Source organism: Larkinella soli, assembly GCF_003703975.1.
GTDB lineage: Bacteria > Bacteroidota > Bacteroidia > Cytophagales > Spirosomataceae > Larkinella > Larkinella soli.
Window position 1 is genome coordinate 201,224 of sequence record NZ_QTJY01000008.1, and the last position, 19,199, is coordinate 220,422.

At 62.4% G+C, this 19,199-nt stretch carries 9 protein-coding genes; 4 read left to right on the plus strand and 5 right to left on the minus strand.

All coding sequences use genetic code 11. From position 1 onward, the window contains the following. Positions 1–2 precede the first annotated feature (2 nt). Complete coding sequence (locus DX909_RS15970; RefSeq protein WP_128546193.1) at positions 3–1,436, plus strand: RagB/SusD family nutrient uptake outer membrane protein; 1,434 nt, start codon at positions 3–5, stop codon at positions 1,434–1,436. An 82-nt stretch (positions 1,437–1,518) separates the two neighbouring features. Here DX909_RS15970 and DX909_RS15975 read toward each other — a convergent pair whose 3' ends face one another. After that, positions 1,519–3,300, minus strand: a complete 1,782-nt coding sequence (locus tag DX909_RS15975; RefSeq protein WP_128546194.1) for a glycoside hydrolase family 9 protein — start codon at positions 3,298–3,300, stop codon at positions 1,519–1,521. Between the two features lie 54 nt (positions 3,301–3,354). Continuing rightward, positions 3,355–4,005, minus strand: a complete 651-nt coding sequence (locus tag DX909_RS15980) for a 4'-phosphopantetheinyl transferase family protein (protein WP_164851303.1) — start codon at positions 4,003–4,005, stop codon at positions 3,355–3,357. Positions 4,006–4,104: 99 nt separating this feature from the next. Between DX909_RS15980 and DX909_RS15985 the strand changes: the two genes are divergently transcribed. After that, positions 4,105–10,005, plus strand: coding sequence for a non-ribosomal peptide synthetase (locus tag DX909_RS15985; RefSeq protein ID WP_128546196.1), 5,901 nt, complete (start codon positions 4,105–4,107; stop codon positions 10,003–10,005). A gap of 11 nt (positions 10,006–10,016) precedes the next feature. Here the strand turns inward: DX909_RS15985 and DX909_RS15990 are convergent, their stop codons facing one another. Together DX909_RS15990 and rhaT are read right to left on the minus strand one after the other, a co-directional pair. Beyond that, positions 10,017–11,243 (minus strand): alkaline phosphatase family protein, encoded by a 1,227-nt coding sequence (locus DX909_RS15990; RefSeq protein WP_128546197.1) that lies wholly within the window; start codon positions 11,241–11,243, stop codon positions 10,017–10,019. Positions 11,244–11,443: 200 nt separating this feature from the next. Beyond that, positions 11,444–12,481 (minus strand): L-rhamnose/proton symporter RhaT, encoded by a 1,038-nt coding sequence (rhaT, locus tag DX909_RS15995; RefSeq protein ID WP_128546198.1) that lies wholly within the window; start codon positions 12,479–12,481, stop codon positions 11,444–11,446. A gap of 287 nt (positions 12,482–12,768) precedes the next feature. Here rhaT and DX909_RS16000 point away from each other — a divergent pair, with 287 nt between their 5' ends. Both DX909_RS16000 and DX909_RS16005 read left to right on the plus strand, forming a co-directional pair. Further along, positions 12,769–14,871 carry a bifunctional aldolase/short-chain dehydrogenase gene (locus DX909_RS16000; protein ID WP_128546199.1) on the plus strand — a complete coding sequence of 701 codons (2,103 nt, stop codon included), beginning with the start codon at positions 12,769–12,771 and terminating at the stop codon, positions 14,869–14,871. Between the two features lie 142 nt (positions 14,872–15,013). Then, positions 15,014–17,914, plus strand: a complete 2,901-nt coding sequence (locus DX909_RS16005; protein WP_128546200.1) for a glycosyl hydrolase — start codon at positions 15,014–15,016, stop codon at positions 17,912–17,914. A 36-nt stretch (positions 17,915–17,950) separates the two neighbouring features. On the opposite strand, the gene DX909_RS16010 is transcribed toward DX909_RS16005, so the two are convergent. Further along, on the minus strand, positions 17,951–19,096 hold the full coding sequence (locus tag DX909_RS16010; protein ID WP_128546201.1) for a zinc-dependent alcohol dehydrogenase: 1,146 nt from the start codon (positions 19,094–19,096) through the stop codon (positions 17,951–17,953). Between the last annotated feature and the right edge of the window lie 103 nt (positions 19,097–19,199).

A 19,199-nucleotide genomic window follows, 5' to 3' on the forward strand; every position in this document is an offset into this window, starting at 1 on the left:
CCATGAAAAAGATCATCATAGCCGCGGGATTACTGCTGGCGGGCTGCCGGAACGATTTTCTGGAAAAACAGCCGCTGAGCGCCGTCACCCCCGATAATTTCTACCGAACCGCCGACGATGCCCTGCGGGCCGTCAATGCCGCCTACCGACCGCTGATGTCGAGCGGGGTCGGACAGTTCGGAATCGACCGTTACGGCAATTACATGGGCGGGGATGCGGTTTCGGCCGGCGACGACGCCAACTGGGTGCAGATCCAGAACTTCACCGTCACCTCCGACAATGCCGCCATCCGCAATACCTGGAATGCCTTCTACCAGACCATCTTCCGGGCCAACCTCGTCCTGGACCGGGTGCCGGCCATCACCATGGACGCGACGCTGAAGAACCGGATTCTGGGCGAAGCCGCCTTCCTGAGGGCCATCTCCTACCACTACCTGATTCTGCTGTTCGGCGACGTGCCCCTGATTACCCGACCGCAGTTCGATCCGGGTGAGTTTCTGGTGCCCCGGACGCCGGCCGAGCAGGTCTATACGCAGATTATCCAGGACCTCCAGACCGCCGAGAAAAGCCTGCCGCTCACGTATGGAGCGGCTGATCTGGGCCGGGCCACGCAGGGGGCCGCCAAAGCCTTCCTGGCGAAGGTGTATCTGTACCGGAAGCAGTGGCCCGAAGCGGCCGCCAAAGCGAAGGAAGTGATCGACTCGAAGGTATACGGCCTCTTCGACCGGTATTTCGACAATTTCGAACTGACGACCGAAAACGGGAAGGAGTCGATTTTCGAGGTTCAGTATGCTTCGTTTTTGGGCGGGCTGGGCAACCAGACCAACAACTACGACGCCCCGCGCGGCTCGGGCTTCACGCTCGACGGTGGTTACGGCTACGGTTCACCCACGCAGAGCTTCGTCTCCTCGTTTCCTGCCGCCGACCCCCGCCTGGGGTACTCGGTGTTTCGGCAGGGTGACGTGTTTCAGGGCATCCCCTACAGCCCGGCCACCTCACCGACCGGGTACAGCCCGCGCAAATACGTGGTCGGAAAAGGAGCCGCCATCGGCAAGAGCGACGACCCGAAGAACTTCATCCTGATGCGCTACGCCGACCTGCTGCTGATGTATGCCGAAGCCCTGAACGAGTCGGGCAAAACGGCGGAGGCCGCGGCCCCGATCAACCAGGTGCGGGCGCGGAAAGACGTGAACATGCCGCCCGTAGCCGCCGGGCTGACCCAGGCCCAGATGCGCCAGACCATCAAGGACGAGCGCCGGGTGGAGCTGGGGCTGGAAGGCCACCGCTGGTTCGACCTCCTGCGCTGGGGTGATGCGGCCGCGTTCCTGAAGTCGATCGGCAAAACCAGCTACCGGGAGGGCGTCAGCGAGCGCTTCCCGATCCCACAGGCCGAGCGCGACATCAACCCGAACCTGACGCAGAACCCGGGTTACTGATCGGATTTCCAAAAAAGTACAGGCCCCGGAATGTGTAGCGATGTGCTACACATTCCGGGGCCTTTTTCGTTCCGGCCGGAGCTTACTTCCCCTGCGTAGCTTCCAGCGCCCAGGCCAGATAGACCATCGGAGCGTTCCAGTTGATGGCGATCTCATTGGAGGCATACGAACATGACTGGTCGAGGAACATCTCGTCGGCCGAGGTGGCGGTATAGCCTTCACAGCGGTCCTGGCGCGGGGCGTTACCGTTCGGTCCGCCCGACAGCAGGCCCGGGACCGGCTCCGTGATGCCGTCGGCCACGGAGGGACGGTGGTGCGGGTTCATTACCGGTTTATCCCCGAAACCGGTCAGAAAGCAGAAACCGGTGGCATTCCGGCCGAGCAGAAAATCGAGGTTGGCGAGGGCGTTGTCCAGATACACTCTCCGTCGGGCCGGGTCGGTCGACACCCGCCAGGCCTGGATCAGCGCGATGCCCTGGTTGGCCGCTACGGCGCTGCTGCCCCAGATGTAATCGGCCGCCGTTTTGCCCATGACGGTCTGGTAAGCCTGCCGGTCTGCTCCCTGTACGAGGGCGTCGGCCGCGTCGATCAGGCGTTTTTTGAGGGCGGGCAGGTCTTTTTTCCCGGCCGGCGTCAGTGATTTCTCAAAGCGGGCGAGGGTGTAATAGGCCAGCGTCCGCACCTGCGCCCAGGACGGCAGTGGGGTTTTGTCGTCCGGGAATAGATTGACGGCGGTGTAATAGGCATCGTCGCCGGTGGTGACGTACAGTTCGGCCGCAGCCCAGATCCACTCATCGGACGCGTCCCGGTCGCCGTATTCGCCCGTCGCCACGTCGGGGTCGAACTGCTCGTTCATGGCGTTCTGGCGGTAGAGCTGGTCGGGATGCTGCTTCGCCCAGTTCCAGGCGCGGACGGCCGCACTCCGGCAGGAGTCGGCCAGACCGGGCAATTCGCGCGGGTATTGCCGGACGATGCGCGACGCCTGGGCCATGACGGCGGCAAAGTCGAGGGCGGCCGTGACGCTTTTCTGTACGACATACCGCTCTTTGGTCGCCTTGTCGGGCATCACCATCCCGTCAAATCTCGGGTTGGTCAGTTTATGGTAAACGCCCCCGTCGGCCGGGTCCTGCATGGTCAGCATCCAGCGCAGGTTCCAGAGCGTTTCGTCCAGCAGGTCCGGCACCCGGTTGCCCGACTCAGGCAGGTTGGCCTCCACCGTCCGGACGTACTCCGGAAAATCCTCATAGAGCGACAGCAGCGTCCCGACCGTAATGCCGGAATTGACGATATACTTGTTGTAGTCTCCGGCGTCATACCAGCCCCGGGGGGAGGAGATCACCGTTCCGGCCGGGCGCGAGGCCGAAGCCGCCGACGGATGCACCAGCACCTGCGTGTCGGGGTGGCCGGCCGGCCGTGCCCACTTCCCGGCATACCGGGCGGGCAGGTCCACCGACATCCGCTGGTAATAGAAGCCTTTCAGGGAGGCAATCGCCACCTCCCGATGGACGTTGGGCCGGATCTCGAACGGATACGACGCCCCCAGACCGGGCACCGCCACGACATAACTGCCGCTGGTTCTGAACGCCGAAAAATCGGCGGTGCGGGCGGTTCTGCCGGAGATGGCGTTGGTGCGCGGGGCGCTCAGCTTGCCGCGGAAAACCACCTTTTTCCGGTCGGGCGTCGTGATCTGAAATTCCGTACCGGCCTCCCCGACTACGATGGCGGTTTTGGGGGCGTTGGGATAAAAACCGACCTGGTTAAGCCGGATGTCGGTGGAAAGGGACTGAGCCTGAGCAGAATGAAAACCGGCCAGACCGGTGATCAGGGCAAGGGAATAAAGCGTCGGAAGTTTAATTCGAAACATGCGGGTTCAGGATTTCCGCAAAACTACCGTTTATTTCTTTTCCGGCGGGAAAGTTTATCCGGTTTCCGGTTCCTCCACCGGCCGGAACCGGGGCGTAGAAGCTCCTTCGGGAACACACAGAACGCCGACGTACCCCCCGGGAACATCCAGAGGGTCATACCGCCAGCGCTGGGCATCCGGCCCGCTTCCGACAACCGCCCGGTCGCCGTCGAGCCGGATCGACCTGAAATCCAGCGACAGCCCCAGTCCCCTGGCTTTAGCCAGACTTTCCTTTCGGGTCCAGTAATGGAAAAACCGCGTCGGAGTGGTCAGAAGGTCTTCGTATTCCTCGGGCGTCAGCAGGTCGCGGAAATCGAGGAGGGAGACGCTGCGGCATTTTTCCAGATCGACGCCCACCGGCCCCTCGTCCGACACGGCCACCGCGACTACGTCTTCGGAGTGGGCAATGCTGAACTGCTGCGGCCCGGCCAGCACCGGCCTTCCGTAGCCGTCCAGCCGGATTTCTTCCAGGCAGGAAGGCGGCCGGCCAAGTTCCATGAGCAGTTGACGCAGCCCGATTTTGCCGAAAAGCGCCGTATGCCGGTCCTGCCAGCGACGATAGCGCAGCACCCGCTCCCGGACGGCCGCCGGAACGGTCGCCAGCCGGTCCTGAAAGGCTTCAGCCGGCAAAGGCCGTTCGAACTGGAGCCACTGATAAAGAATCATTCCGCTTTCGACCGATTGAACAAAACCGGTCGGAAAGTAGACGCTTTCCGCCATCTTTCCACTATCTTGACCCAAAAATCGCTATACCCGGCTTAAGGTATGCCTTTTAGTTGCTATGTGGTGGGCGAGGGGCCTCTGCCGGTCGAATGCACACGAATCCTGCTGGAGCGGGGCTTTCAGGTCCGGGGACTGATCACCGCCGAGCCGACTCTCCGCCAGTTTGCCGACGAACACCAGCTTCCCTGCTTTCCGTATTCCGATCGCGCCATTGCCGAAATGGCCGCACAACCCTTTGATTTCCTGTTCAGTATCGTCAACGGCCAATTGCTGCCGGAAGCGGTTCTGAACCTGCCCCGGCGGCTGGCGGTCAACTACCACGACAGCCTCCTGCCGGCCTATGCCGGCGTTCATGCCACGTTCTGGGCCATCCTCAACGGCGAATCCCGGCATGGCGTGACCTGGCACCGGATGGACGCCGGCATCGACACCGGCGAGGTGCTGATGCAGCAGGCCGTTGCGGTTGCTCCGGACGAAACCTCCCTGAGCCTGAACCTGAAATGTTTTCAGGCCGGGCAGGAATCCTTCGCCCGGCTGCTCGACGCCCTTCTGTCGGAAACCGTTTCCGCCCGCCCGCAGAATCCGACGGGCCGGTCCTTTTATTCCCGGCGCCGGCGGCCCTCCACTTTCATCGACTGGCAACGGACGGCAGAGGAGATCTGGCGACAGCACCGGGCGCTGGAGTTCGGATTCCATCCAAATCCCTTCGGAAAACTGAAACTCCGGCTGGAAAATGAGCTGTTTCTGGTCGAGAAAGCCGAACCGGCGGACCGTTCGGACGGCCTCGCTCCCGGAACCATCGAAGCCGTTGCCCTGGATCACCTCCGGGTCGCTGCCGCTTCCGGCGCCCTCAACATTTCCGCCCTACAAGCCCTTGATGGGCAACCGGTTGAGTTATCCATACTGATTCAACGATTTACTCTAAAACCGGGAGTCCGGCTGCTTTCTCCTGAACCGGCCGTCCAGGAAGCCCTGCGGCAGGCCGATGCCGAAAGCGCTCCTTACCGTACCGTCTGGACCGACCGGCTGGCCCGCTTCGAAGCCACCGAGCCGCCCTTTACAAGTACTGCCGTGGCTGAAGGCAGCCCGGAATGGATGACCCTGGACCTTCCGGCGCCCGGCTTTTCCTCCGGGCAGCAGATCGGTGCCTGGATCGTGTACCTGAGCCGGGTCTGCGGAACCGCAACCGTGGGCACAGGCTACCGGACCCACCGCCTGATGCAAACCGCAGCCGCTACCGGCAAGCTGTTCGGCGATGTTCTGCCGAACCGGCTGGAAATCGACCCGGATGCCGGTTTTCGAACGGTCTGTGCCTCCGTCGACGGGCAGCTTCAGGACCTGGAAACCCTGCCGCCCTTTCCGCTCGATCTGATTGCCTGTGAACCGGCCCTGCGGGGCAAATCCTTCCGGTCGGTTCCGGTCATCCTGACCCGGCTGACGGAGCCGGAGGGCTACCGGCCCGCCGAACCGGAGGCTCTGCACTTTGTGATCCACGAAACCGGAAGCGCCCGGCTGGTCTTTTCGCCCCGTTGGTGGAATCCGCGGCTGCTCGCTCATGTTCCCGACCACTGGCAGGCCCTTCTGAACGACATTACCCGCCACCCCGACCGCCCGGTCGGGAGCCTGAGCCTGCTTACCGACGAACAGCGACACCGCCAACTGGTCGAGTGGAACCGGACGCCAACGCCCTATCCCGATCACCGGTCGCTTCCCCGACTGGTGGAGCAGCAGGCCGGCCTCCGGCCGGAGGCCGTTGCCCTCCGCTTTGAAACGGAAAGCTGGACCTATCGGCAACTGAACGAAAAAGCCGACCTCCTCGCCGACCGGCTTCAACTCCGGGGCATCGGCCCCGGCCAACCGGTCGGTATCTGTCTGGAGCGGTCGCCCGAACTGGTTTGCAGCCTGCTGGCCGTCCTGAAAAACGGAAGCGTCTGCGTTCCCCTCGATCCGGACTACCCCCAGGCACGTCTGGCAGAGATGGCCGCCGATGCGGGTCTCAGCGGCATCCTGGCCCGGCCCTCCTTCCGGGACCGGCTTTCCTCCCTCGGAATACCGCTCATCGACCCAGAAACCGACCTGATTCCGGAAGGGAAAATCCAGACCCGGCGACCGCATCACCCGAAACCCGAAGACCCGGCCTATTTGCTGTATACCTCCGGCTCGACCGGTCGGCCGAAAGCCGTGGTGATCCCGCACCGGGGCATCATCCGGCTGGTGCAGCAGCCGGATTACGCCGTTCTGGATGCCTCGACGGTACTGCTCATGCACTCGTCGATTTCCTTCGATGCTTCTCTGTTCGAGATCTGGGGCAGTCTGACCAACGGCGGCCGGCTGGTTCTTTTACCGGGCCGGCACCCCGGGCCGGGAGACTATCGGCAGATGATCCGGGAAGAAGCCATCAACACCCTGTTCCTGACCACCGCCCTGTTCAACGTCCTGATTGACACCGGCCTGCTGCAGGGGCATTCCAGTCTGAAATATCTGCTGACCGGAGGGGAAGCCGCTTCGGTTCGGTCCATGCGGGCGGCCCGGGAGCAACTCCCCTCCTGCCGCATTCTGAACGTTTATGGGCCGACGGAAAACACCACCTTCTCCACCTGGTTCGAGGAGGCCGATCTGGCTCCCGACGCCGAAACCGTACCGATCGGGCGGCCGGTTTCGCAGACGCGCGTTTACCTGCTGGACGGTTCCCGAAACCCGGTTCCGGTCGGGGTGCCGGGTGAGCTGTTCGTGGGGGGCGCCGGGCTGGCCGACGGGTATCTGAACCGGCCGGACCTAACTGCCGACCGGTTTGTACCGGACCCTTTCCGGCCCGGCACCGGCGAGCGGCTGTACCGAACCGGCGATCTGGGTCGCTACCGCCCCGACGGCGCCATCGACTTTCTGGGACGGATGGACCAGCAGGTCAAAATCAGGGGTTACCGGATCGAACCGGGCGAAATTGAAAACGTGTTGCGGGCTCATCCCAACGTCCGGGAAGCACTGGTCACCGTCCGCGAACCGGTGCCGGGCGACAAGCGGCTCGTCGCATATCTGATCCCGGGAAGTGGCTCCCTATCGACGGAATCCGTCCGGGAATTTCTCCGGGAACGGCTGCCGGAATACCTGGTTCCCTCGGCCTGGGTGACGCTGTCCGCCTTCCCGCTGACCCCGAACGGAAAAATCGACCGGAATGCCCTGCCGGCTCCGAACCGGCAGGGCGACCTCAGCGAAACCGGATGGACTCCGACCGAAAAGACCCTGGCCGGACTCTGGGCGGACCTGCTGAAAACACCGGTCGGCGGGCGCGACGATCACTTTTTCGACGCAGGCGGCCATTCGCTGCTGGCGATGCAGCTCGTAAGCCGGATCAACCGCCGGTGGGCGGTCAGCCTGCGCGTCGGTGAGGTGTTCGACCACCCCACCCTCTCAGGTCTGGCGGCCCGCATCGACCGGCCTCCAGCCGGGCCAGGGGACCTGCCGGCGCCGATTCCCTCCCGGGTCGAAGGCCCCATTCCGCTCTCGTTCGCCCAGAAACGACTGTGGATGCTGCACCGGCTGTACGAACTCGGCGGCACCTACAACGTACCGCTCGCCCTCCGGCTGACGGGCCCGCCCGACCTCCCTGCGCTCGAACGGAGCCTGACCGAACTGGTCCGTCGCCACCCGGCGCTGCGGCTGATCCTGACCGAAACCGACGCCCTTCCCCGGCAGCAGGTAGAAGCGCCCTGGTTAATTTCACTCCCGGTAGTCGATTTATCCGGTTCGGCCGAACCGGCGCGGAATGAATGGCTTTCGGCGGAGGTGGAACGCCCGTTTCTCCTTGGCGGAGACCGGCTGTTCCGGGCGGCTCTGGTCCGGCTCGACGCCGACCGGCATCTGCTTCTGCTGGTCATTCACCATCTGATCGTGGACGGCTGGTCGTTGCAGATACTGACCTCCGACCTGATCACCCTGTACGAGACTTTTCGGCAAGGCCGGCCGTCCTCCCTGCCGGAACTCCGGTTCCAATACGGCGATTACTGCCGCTGGCAGGAACAGGTCCTGACGCCCGGCATGCTGGCACCGGAGGCCGTCTACTGGCAGGAGAAGCTGGCCGGGCTGCCGACGCTGCTGCCCCTGCCCACCGACCGGCCCCGTCCCCGGGTGCAGTCCTTCGCGGGCGCGGAACACGGCTTTCTGCTTCCCGGCCCGCTCTGGCGCCGGCTGCGGTCGGTCACTTCCGGCCAGACCGCCTTCATGCACCTGCTGGCCGTTTTTGCGGTGCTGCTTCACCGCTTTGCCCAAACGGAAGACGTGGTGGTGGGAAGCCCGGTGGCCGGGCGGGATCGCCCCGAATGGGAGCCGCTGGTCGGATTTTTCGTCAATACGCTGGTCTTCCGGATTTCGGTAAACGGCCGCCGGACGTTCCGGCAGGTGCTGGAAGAGGTCCGGCGGGTAACGCTGGATGCCTTTTCCCACCGGACCTATCCGTTCGAACAGCTGGTCGAGCGGCTGAACCCGCCCCGCGACCTCGCCTATAGCCCTGTCGTTCAGGTGGTGATGGATCTGGACGAAACCGCCGGGCGACCCGGAACGCCGGGGCATCCGGGGTTTGAGCCGGTTCCTGTCCCCCGGAAAACCGCCAAATTCGACCTGCACCTTTCCTTCCGGGAAACGCCGGAGGGAATGGAGGGCACCTTCAGCTATCCCGTCGCGCTGTTTGGGCCGGAAACCATCGCCCGCCTGGCGGAAACGTATGTGTCGATCTGCCGCCGGGTTACCGCCCGGCCGGACCGGCCGCTGGCGGAGGTTCTGGGACCGGCTCTTTCCGAATCAGGCATTCATTCGGCTCCACCGGGGGTGTTACTGCCTGCGGAGGTCATTCCGGCCGAAGGCAATGCCCCCGAACCGACGGAACAGGAGGCCTTGCTGGCCGAACTTTGGAAGGACCTGTTTGGTGTTTCGTCCGTGGGGCCGGATGACCATTTTTTCGAACTGGGCGGCCATTCCCTGCTGGCGATCCGGCTGGTGGCGGAGATTCAGACCCGAACCGGAATCCGGCTGCCCGTGGCCGATCTGTTCGCTCACCCGACGCTCCGGGCACTGGCCGGCTGCCTGCGGTCCGCATCCCCCGACCGGCTTCGGCAGACGCTGGTTCCCCTCCGGCCCGGGAAGGGGGCGGCCGCGCTGTATTTTATTCACCCGGTTACCGGCACGGTCGATTATGTGCACGCACTGGCCTCCGCCTTCCCGGAAAGCCACCCGGTTTATGCTTTTCAGGCGGTCGGGCTGGACGGCGAAACCCCGCCCCTGACCCGAATCGAAGACATGGCCGAACGGTATCTGGAAGCCCTGCTGGCCCGGCAGCCGACAGGCCCTTACCACCTGATCGGCTACTCCATGGGGGGCACGATTGCCTACGAAATGGCGGGGCGTCTGAAGGCGATGGGGAAGGAAGTGGGGCTGATCGCGCTGCTGGACAGCTACCCGCTCCGGCAGCACGAGAATATCGTGTATGACCTGCCGCTGAGCCTGATGCTGCGGAACTACTGGAACTATGCCCGGCGGATGGAAGTACGCCCGCAGTCGCTCTGGAAGGTGGCGACCCGCAAGCTGCCGGCCGCGACCCGGCATTTCATCAACCGGTTCCGATATTACATTGAAAATCAACTGAAAACGGAACGAAATGCGCCGGTCGCCGATCCTGTCCCGGGCAGCAGCGACCCGGTTTTCAGGGCCAATCTTCAGGCTTACCATGCCTACGTCTTCCGGCCCGCACCGGTAAAAATCGTCTTTTTCCGGGCCACGGAAACCCTGGCCGACCTGACGAAAAATCTTCCCGACTCCGATTTCGGCTGGAAGGTCTACGCTCAGGCGGGGGTGGACGTCTTTACTGTTCCCGGCGACCACCTATCCCTGATTCAGAACCGGGAGTCCATTCGGTTCATGGCCGGAATCCTGAATAAATACCTTACTTCCTGACAGGGTCCGGCCTATTCGACGATCCAGCGGTTGAGCTGGTTGTGACGTCCTTCCAGCACGATTTTGTAAAAACCGGACGGCAGCTTCGATACGTCCAGAACGGCCTGCCCCTGCCCGACCGGCACCTCGTCCATGAGCCGGTAGAGGTCGCGCCTGCCCTCCTCGAAATGATTGGTCGTTGCCAGCCAGAGCTTTACCCGGCCTTCCGTTTCGGCCGGTTTCCAGGTGACGGTCAGTTTCCCGCCTTCCTTTTTCACCCCGGCCCCGGTCAGAGACAGCCGGCCCGTCAGCGGGATGCCGTCAATTTCGAAAGCCTGTTCTTTGGGGAGGCTGACCTGTAAATGCCGGGCCAGGGTGGGCATGATGTCGACGACGGCGGGGATCGATTTCCGGAAATGATCGTTCAGATTTCGGGCGTTGGTCACGATCCAGGTCAGACGCTCACGGTCCGACTGCCCGCCGTGGTTGCGGCCGGTCTGGGCGTCGCGGCCGTGGTCGGTGGTGATGATGATCTGCCAGTCTTCGCCGAAGGTTTTCCTGCGGTATTGAATTGCCTTCCAGAGCCGCCCCATCTGGTCGTCCATCAACGTCACCGCTTTGTAAAACGGCTCACTGTCGCCGAATTTATGACCCATGTCGTCGGTGTATTCCAGGTAGACCCAACTCAGGTCGGGGGCCTGCTCCCGGAGCCGCGAGGCCGCTTCGTCGGTGACGATTTCGTCGATGCGGTGAATGTAGTCGGCGTTCCGGTCGTGCGGGAACCGCAGCGTATCCAGCTCGAAGCCGTCGAAGGGGTAGTCGACCCGCAGCCGGTCGGTTTCGGGCAGGCCCTCCCCGATGAGCCTGGTCCGGTTGTCGAGCCAGGTGGAAAAGACCGCGCAGGTTTTATGCGGATACTGCTGTTTGAAAAACCGGAAGAGGGTCCAGTAGTGGTAGTTGGGGGCTTTGATAGCGTTGTCCCAGACATTGTGTTTATTGACCCAGGTGCCGGTGAGCAGGCTGTTGTACCCCACGGCCGAGATCGTGGGCGTCTGGGAGTAGGTTCCTTTATCCCCGCCGACGTAGGCCCGCACGTACCCGCCTTCCCGGGCGATGGCGTCGAGGCTCGGGGTAGGCTGTTTTTCGATGACGTCGGCCGGAATGCCGTCGACGATGACGAATACGGCTTTTTTCGGACCCGATTGCGGGAGGGCTTCCGCAGCGATCAGGAACAGACAGAGCAGGAGAAACGGGCGCATGAGGCAGCGTACGGGGGTTCTGCCGCAAAGAAAAGCATTTCTCCGAAGTGCGGGGTACCGGGAGGAGAAAGTTAAACGAAAGGTAACGTACTCGGGAGACCACCCCCCGGCCCCCTCCTTGCTAAGGAGGGGGAGAGCGCTGCCTTGTATAACAATCTGCGGAGCCCCCTCCTTGCTAAGGAGGGGGATGGGGGGTGGTCTCACTCCGCCAGGTAATTCCCGATTCCGACGATCACCGTCGAGAAGACCACCGTCATGATGCCGAGGGTAATGGTGCGCATGGTCGGGCGGTTGGCGCCCCGCCATTCGTGCAGGTACAGGCCCCAGAAACTGCTGAAGGCGATGATGAAGGCCATATGAAGCGTCCAGCCCGAGAACCGGTATTCCCCCATTTTGCTGTCGCCCATGCCGTAGAAAAAGAACTGGAGATACCAGGTTACCCCGGCCATCGCGCAGAAGAGGATGTTCCGCAGAATCGGGGTTGAATAATTGGTATAGTCGGTATAGGTTTTGTTCCTGATATTCAGATAAATAGACCAGATGGCGTTCGTCGTCAGGCCGCCCAGCAGGATAATCACCAGCGGGGCGTTGTTCATGTAGAGCGGGTCGGCGCCGTTCCGGACCGCCAGTTCGGAGATGGGCTGCCCGGCCGTCAGGCCGAAGGAGAAACAGGCGCTCATGATGCCGGAGAACACGGCGACCATGACGCCCTTTTTCAGGTCGAATTCGGAGATCGTGGCCCGCTTGGCTTCTTCCGGCATGGATCGCTCCTTCATGATACCGGCCCGTCCGCAGATGGCGATACCGAGCACGCAGACCGCCAGACCCAGGATGATGACCTTGCCGGAGGTGGTGCTGAGGAGGTCGTCGAACTGCCCGAGCCAGATGGGCGGCACCACCGTCCCGAACACGGCGCAGAGGCCCAGCACCACGGCCATGCCGAGCGACAGGCCGAGGTAGCGCATGGTGAGGCCGAAGGTCAGACCGCCGAAGCCCCAGAGGACGCCCCAGAAATACGACCACCAGAGGGTTTCGGACGGAGCCTCGGCCAGCACGCCGAACAGGTTCGGCACCGTCAGCGACCCGAGCACGAGCGGGGCCACCACCCAGGAGAAAATACCACCGGCCAGCCAGTAGCTTTCCCAGGCCCAGCCCTCGACTTTCTTATACGGAAGATAAAAACTGCCGGAAGCGAAGCCTCCCAGCGCGTGCAGAATAACTCCCCAGATTACAGCCACTTGTAAGGATTTTTTTAACAAAAATGTTTTTTTAATCTTCGCCAACCTTCCTGCTCTCTCCTGACGCCCGGCCCCCGTGAGACCTCCGGCGACCCGGGGAATCGTTCCTGAAGATTCTCTTTCCTAAAGGCGGTAAATACGGGGTTTTACCTGCTTTGTGTGAGTAGCCGAAAATTTATAGGAATTTCTACGGAATGGCAGGAGAGTACATGATTTTTATCTGGATCATTCCGGTGTAATTTGCTCATCATCCTGAAGTCTTCCATTGTGAGAAAATCAACTATGTTATGAATAATACGCTAAGCTTTCAGCACGTCAGCTATTTGTGGGACGAGAAAAAGGCCCTTGAATTGAGCGGGGACGAAGTTGCTCTGTTCATCTATCGTTCCAATCTGCTGGGGGCGGATCTTCGGCTGACCAACTACGCGGGCGGTAACACCTCGGTCAAGATCATGGAAACCGACCCCGTCACCGGGGAGCAGGTGCCGGTCATGTGGGTGAAGGGTTCGGGCGGTGACATCGGTACCCTGACCAAAGCCGGTTGCGCCAACCTGTACGTGGACCGCCTGCGGGCGCTGAAAAACCGGTACCGGGGGCTGGAGTTCGAGGACGAGATGGTCGAGCTGTTCAATCACTGCCTGTTCGACCCCAAGTGCGCGGCTCCGTCCATCGACACCCCGCTGCACGGGCTTCTGCCGTATAAGCACATCGACCACCTGCACCCCGACGCGCTGATTGCCATTGCCGCCAGCCGCGACGGCGAAGCCATCATGAAGGAAATCTGGGGTAACCAGATGGCCTGGGTGCCCTGGCAGCGCCCCGGTTTCGACCTCGGCCTCAAGCTGGAGCAGACCATTCAGGAAAACCCGAACCTCCGGGGCATCATCCTCGGCGGACACGGCCTCTTCACCTGGGGCGACACCTCCTACGAATCGTATATCAACACGCTGGAAGTCATCGAACAGGCTTCCATCTACCTGCATAACCATTACGGAAAAAAACGCCCGGTATTCGGAGGTGCCCGCCTGGAAAGCCCGGATGCCGAAACGCGCCGGAAAGCCGCAGCCGACCTCATGCCGACCCTGCGCGGGCTGGCGTCGAGCTACCGCCGGATGCTCGGCCACTTCACCGACGACGCCCGGGTGCTGGAGTTCATCAACTCCCACGACCTCGACAAGCTGGCGCCCCTCGGCACAAGCTGTCCCGACCACTTCCTGCGCACCAAAATCCGCCCGCTGGTGCTGAAGCCGTACGATGCGCAGAACCCGCAGCTCGACACCCAGTACCTGACGGAGCAGTTCGAAGCCTACCGCGCCGACTACACCGCCTACTACGAACGCTGCAAACACCCCAACAGCCCCGCCGTCCGCGACACCAATCCCGTCGTGATTCTCTGGCCGGGGATCGGGATGTTCACCTTCTCGAAAGACAAACAGACCGCGCGGGTGGCGTCCGAGTTCTACATCAACGCCATCAACGTGATGAAGGGCGCCGAAGCCGTCTCGGAATACGTCGGGCTGCCCGAGCAGGAAGCCTTCGACATCGAATACTGGCTGCTGGAAGAAGCCAAGCTGCAGCGCATGCCGAAACCCAAGTCGCTGTCCGGCAAAATCGCCTATGTCACCGGCGGCACGGGCGGCATCGGCAAGGCCATCTGTGAAGTGCTGCTGCAGAACGGCGCCTGCGTCGTGGCCGCCGACCGCGACCGGCTCGAAGAAACACAGACCGAGCTCCGGAAAACGTATGGCAAGGACAACTCGCTGTCGGTCAGCATCGACGTGACCAGCGCCGGGATCATCGAGGAGTCCCTGCGCCAGTCGGTACTTCAGTTCGGCGGGGTCGATATCATCGTCAACTGTGCCGGCCTCTCGATCTCGAAACCCATCTCCGAAACCACCGAAGCCGACTGGGATCTGCTTCAGGATGTGCTGGTGAAAGGCCAGTTCCTGGTGACGCAGCAGGCGCTGAAAATCCAGCGGAAACAGAAACTGGACGGCGACGTCGTCAATATCGCCAGCAAGAACGGCCTCGTGGCCGGCCCGAACAACGTCGGTTACGGCACGGCCAAAGCCGCCCAGCTGCATATGTCGCGGCTGCTGGCCGCGGAGTTAGGTCCCGATAGAATCCGGGTTAACACCGTTAACCCCGACGCCGTACTGCGCGGCAGCAAAATCTGGGAAGGCGAGTGGGCACAGGGCCGGGCCAAAGCATACGGCATTGCGGTGGAAGACCTGCCCGCTCACTACGCCAAGCGGACGCTGCTCAACGAGGAGATTCTGGCCGAGGACATCGCCAGAGCGGTGCTGGTGTTCGTCGACGGCAGTCTGGCCAAATCGACCGGCAACGTGCTGAACGTCGACGGCGGGGTGGCCATGGCCTTTGTCCGATAAGCAGGACAGTCCAGAAGAGTTTCTTCTGGACTGCAACGTATATTCGTCCTTAGAAATACTGTTTCATCATAGGTTGGTAGGATAAGCCCATTAGGATTCTAATGGGCTTATTTCGTATCGGCCGGTTCTGCGTCCTTCCTTCATGCGCCTGCTTCCGATTCCCCTGTTCGCCCTGCTCCTTTCGTTGTTCTCGGGAAACATCCCCCCGGCCGCCCCGCCGGATCGCCGTCCGGGACTCCGGACGGCGGCTCTTTCCGAAGCGGTGTTCCGAAAGCCGCCCATGCGTTACGGCATCCGGTGCTGGTGGTGGTGGCTGAACGGCAACGTGACCAAAGAAGCCATCACCCGCGATCTGGAGGCCATGAAAGCCAAAGGCTTCAGCGGGGCCTGTATCTTCGACGCGGGCGGGGCCGAGCAGCGCGGCAACGCCCAGGTGCCGGAAGGGCCGATGTTCGGCAGTCCGGCCTGGCGGGAACTGTATCTCCACGCCGTGCGCGAAGCCGACCGCCTGGGTCTGGTCCTGAGCCTGAGCATTCAGAGCGGCTGGAATCTGGGCGGCCCGGACATTACGCCCGCCGAAGCCGCCAAACATCTGACCTGGTCGGAGACGAAGGTGACCGGCCCGACGACTTTCCGGCAGGCCCTCCCTCAGCCGAAAACCACCGATGACTACTACCGTGATATTGCCGTGCTGGCCCTTCCGGCCAAAGCCACCTCCCGCCCGCCCGTCCGCGACCTGGCGGCCAAGGCCGTTTTCAGGGAACTGGGCGGCTCCGCCCCCGACACCCGCTACCTGCTGACCGATGTGCCCGCAACGCCGGGTGAGGAGGATGCCACGGTTGCCCAGGTGCAGAACCTCAGCGGTCGGATGAACGCCGGGGGAGTGCTCGAATGGATGGTCCCGGCGGGCGAGTGGGTGATCCTGCGGTTCGGCTACACGCCGACCGAAGCGGAGGTTTCGACCTCCAGCGGAAAGTGGCAGGGCCGTGTGCTGGACCCGCTGAACGCCCCGATTTTCAACCGGTATTGGGATACGCACGTCGAACCCCTGCTGACGATGATCGGACCGATGGCGGGGAAAACCCTCCGTTACCTCCAGACCGACAGCTGGGAAGCCGGGGGCTGCAACTGGACCGAACGGTTTGCGGAAGAATTCCGGAAACGGCGCGGCTACGACCCGATCGACTTCCTGCCCGTCGTGTCCGGGCGGATCATCGGGAACCGCGACGTCACTAACCGCTTCCTGGCCGACCTGCGCAAGACGGTCAGCGACTGCGTGGCCGAAAACCACTACGGCGTCTTTGCCGAACGGGCCCGGCGCTTCGGCATCGGCCTGCAACCCGAGTCGGCCGGACCGCACGCGGGTCCGTTCGACGGTCTGAAGAATTACGGGTACAGCGACATCATGATGAGCGAGTTCTGGTCGCCCTCGCCCCACCGCCCGACGCCCGTCAACCGGTTTTTCGTTAAACAGGCCGCCAGTGCGGCTCACATCTACAACAAACCGCTGGTGGGCGCCGAGTCGTTCACGACCATCGGCCCGCACTGGAACGACGTCATCTGGGCGGACATGAAGCCGAGCGTCGACCACGAGTTCTGCGCCGGCCTGAACCTGGTGTATCTGCACACCTTCACCTGTTCCCCGAAGGAAATGGGCCAGCCGGGGCAGGAATACTTCGCCGGAACGCACTTCAACCCCAATGTGACCTGGTGGGAAATGGCCGATGGTTTCATCGACTACCTCAAACGCTGTCACTACCTGCTCCAGCAGGGCGAGTCGGTGTCCGACGTGCTGTATTACTACGGCGACCACGTCCCGAACGTCGCCCGCCAGAAAGCCGACGACCCCGCCGGGTCACTGCCCGGTTTCGACTACGATGTGATCAACGAAGACCGGCTGAAGGCGCTGAGTGTGCGGAACGGCAGAATTACGCTTCCCCACGGGCTCTCCTACCGGGTGCTGGTGCTGCCCGACCACAAGATCCTTTCACTGACCGCGCTCGAAAAAGTGGAGCAGCTTGTCCAGGCCGGGGCCACCGTGATCGGGCCTAAACCGGAGTCCACAGCCGGCCTGACGGGTTTTCCGGCGAGTGAATCCCGGCGACAGGCCCTCGCCGACGCCCTCTGGGGAACGGAGGAAAAACCCGCCGGCGACCGAAAAGTCGGGGCCGGGCGGGTCGTCTGGGGCATGAAAGCCCGGCCGTTTTTATTGTCCACCGGTTTAAAACCGGATTTTGAAGCGACCGGCGGCCAACCGGCGCAGGCATTCGATTACCTGCACAAAAAGCTGGGCGGCACGGATTATTATTTCGTCAGCAACCAGAACCCGGAACCCGTGCGTCTGACGGCGACGTTCCGGGTCAGCGGCAAACAGCCCGAACTTTGGGATGCGGTTACGGGCGAGGTGCGGCCCGCCAAAGCCTTCCGGCAGGCCGACGGCCGGACCGTCTTGCCGCTGGAACTCAACCCCAACGGCTCGGTTTTCGTGGTATTCCGCAAGCCGATACCGGCTTCTCAGCAGGGTATCGCTCCCGCCAACCACCCCGAATTTGAACCCATGACGACCCTGAGCGGACCCTGGCAGGTCGACTTTGACCCGAAATGGACCGGGGGAGGGCCGGCTTCCGTCCGGTTCGATCAACTGGTCAGCTGGACCGACCGGCCCGAAGAAGGAATAAAATATTATTCAGGAAAAGCCGTCTACCGCCAGACCTTCGACGCCCCGGCCGCCCCCAAAACCGGCCGGCTTTTCCTCGACCTGGGGACGGTGAAGGATGTGGGCCTCGCCCGCATCCGGCTGAACGGCAAAGACCTCGGCATCGTCTGGGCACCGCCCTTCCGGGTGGCCCTGGACGGCGTGATTCAGCCGAAGGGAAACCGGCTGGAAGTCGAAGTGATCAACACCTGGCGGAACCGGCTCGTCGGGGACCGGGGTAAACCGCAGGACCAGCGCCTGACCCGCACCAACATCACCATCCGCAGGGAGTGGGAATTGCTGCCCTCCGGCCTGCTCGGCCCGGTGCAGCTTGTGGTGGCCCGGTAGGCGGTTTTCGGCGCAAGAGAAACGCCTTGCCTTCTTTCAGAGGGAAGAATATAACGGCCGTCGGTGGAGGATCAGCTTGGTGGTTTTGGCCAGATAGGCTTCTTCGGCCTGTTCCCAGTAGGCCAGGAGAGTAGTTACCTTCTGGGGTTGGAACCCCTTGTGCATCATGAGGTCCAGCGCTTTCGGGATATCCCGGAGCGGATGCGAAATCCCTACTTTCAGGGTGGCGCTTTTGAGATACATCTCCCACAAGGGCAGGGGCGTTCCGCTCCGGAAAAAGAACCCGGTGCTCGTGCAGGTCCCGCCGAAGGCCAGCGATTTGATGGCATACTGAAGGCGACGGACGGAGTTACTGGCATCGACAGTTACCGGGTAGCCATCTTTGAGCAGTGGCACGTTGCTTTTAAACAGGACCGACCCCTCCGGCACCTCCACGGCGTTGGCTCCAAACGATTCGGCAATTTCCAGCCTTTCCCGGTCATGATCGACGTAATCGACCTGGGCGGACCCCAGCGCCTTTGCCATCCCGACCGCATACAACCCAATGCTTTTGCAGGAACCGCCCATCACCAGCACCGGGGATTTTTCTCCGTTTTCCAGGAACGGGCCGACGGTTCGATACGCATCGGTTATATTATCACTCAGGGAGGCTGCATGGAGCGGGTCGACCCCGGCGGGAAGGCGCGTCAGCATACGATCCGCAAACGGAACCAGCACGTAATCACTGACCATACCGCCCCATCCGCCGGTAGCCTCCCCAAACCCGTAAGCCGCCACCGGCGTCGGATGCGGGTTGTTCCGACAATGGGAATACAGGTGGTCACTGCAAACGGGACAGGTCCCACAGGAAATGGCCCACGGAACTACTACTACATCCCCCTTTTGAAATCGGGTAACGGCCTCGCCCGTCTCCACCACTTCCGCGATGCATTCATGCCCAACCGGGATCGGGCCTTGAAAGGGGCGCTTTCCGAAGACGGACAGGACTTTCGGGTCGAGAAAATGAACGGCTACTCCGATCCGGATCGCCCGGGTGTAGTTATGAAACAGAAAAACGCTGTCGCCGTCGCACCGGCCCGCCACGAACGGCCGGACAATGGCCGCATCGGGTGATTTGATGGTCGGTTCCGCGGCTTCCTGCCATTTTACTGTTTCCTTGCGGAGGAAGGTGAGTTGTTTCATAAGTGACTGGTATAAAGCAGTGGCTTCCACGACGAATTCGGTCGGCGGACCAGCCGGGGACACCGCCGTCAGCGTGCCGGAAGATAACTGAAATACATCATAT

Bases quoted from the DNA above. Each gene is read 5' to 3' on its own strand.
- DX909_RS15970 (WP_128546193.1), top strand. From the start codon at position 3: ATGAAAAAGATCATCATAGCCGCGGGATTACTGCTGGCGGGCTGCCGG.
- DX909_RS15975 (WP_128546194.1), bottom strand. From the start codon at position 3,300: ATGTTTCGAATTAAACTTCCGACGCTTTATTCCCTTGCCCTGATCACC.
- DX909_RS15980 (WP_164851303.1), bottom strand. From the start codon at position 4,005: ATGATTCTTTATCAGTGGCTCCAGTTCGAACGGCCTTTGCCGGCTGAA.
- DX909_RS15985 (WP_128546196.1), top strand. From the start codon at position 4,105: ATGCCTTTTAGTTGCTATGTGGTGGGCGAGGGGCCTCTGCCGGTCGAA.
- DX909_RS15990 (WP_128546197.1), bottom strand. From the start codon at position 11,243: ATGCGCCCGTTTCTCCTGCTCTGTCTGTTCCTGATCGCTGCGGAAGCC.
- DX909_RS16000 (WP_128546199.1), top strand. From the start codon at position 12,769: ATGAATAATACGCTAAGCTTTCAGCACGTCAGCTATTTGTGGGACGAG.
- DX909_RS16005 (WP_128546200.1), top strand. From the start codon at position 15,014: ATGCGCCTGCTTCCGATTCCCCTGTTCGCCCTGCTCCTTTCGTTGTTC.
- DX909_RS16010 (WP_128546201.1), bottom strand. From the start codon at position 19,096: ATGAAACAACTCACCTTCCTCCGCAAGGAAACAGTAAAATGGCAGGAA.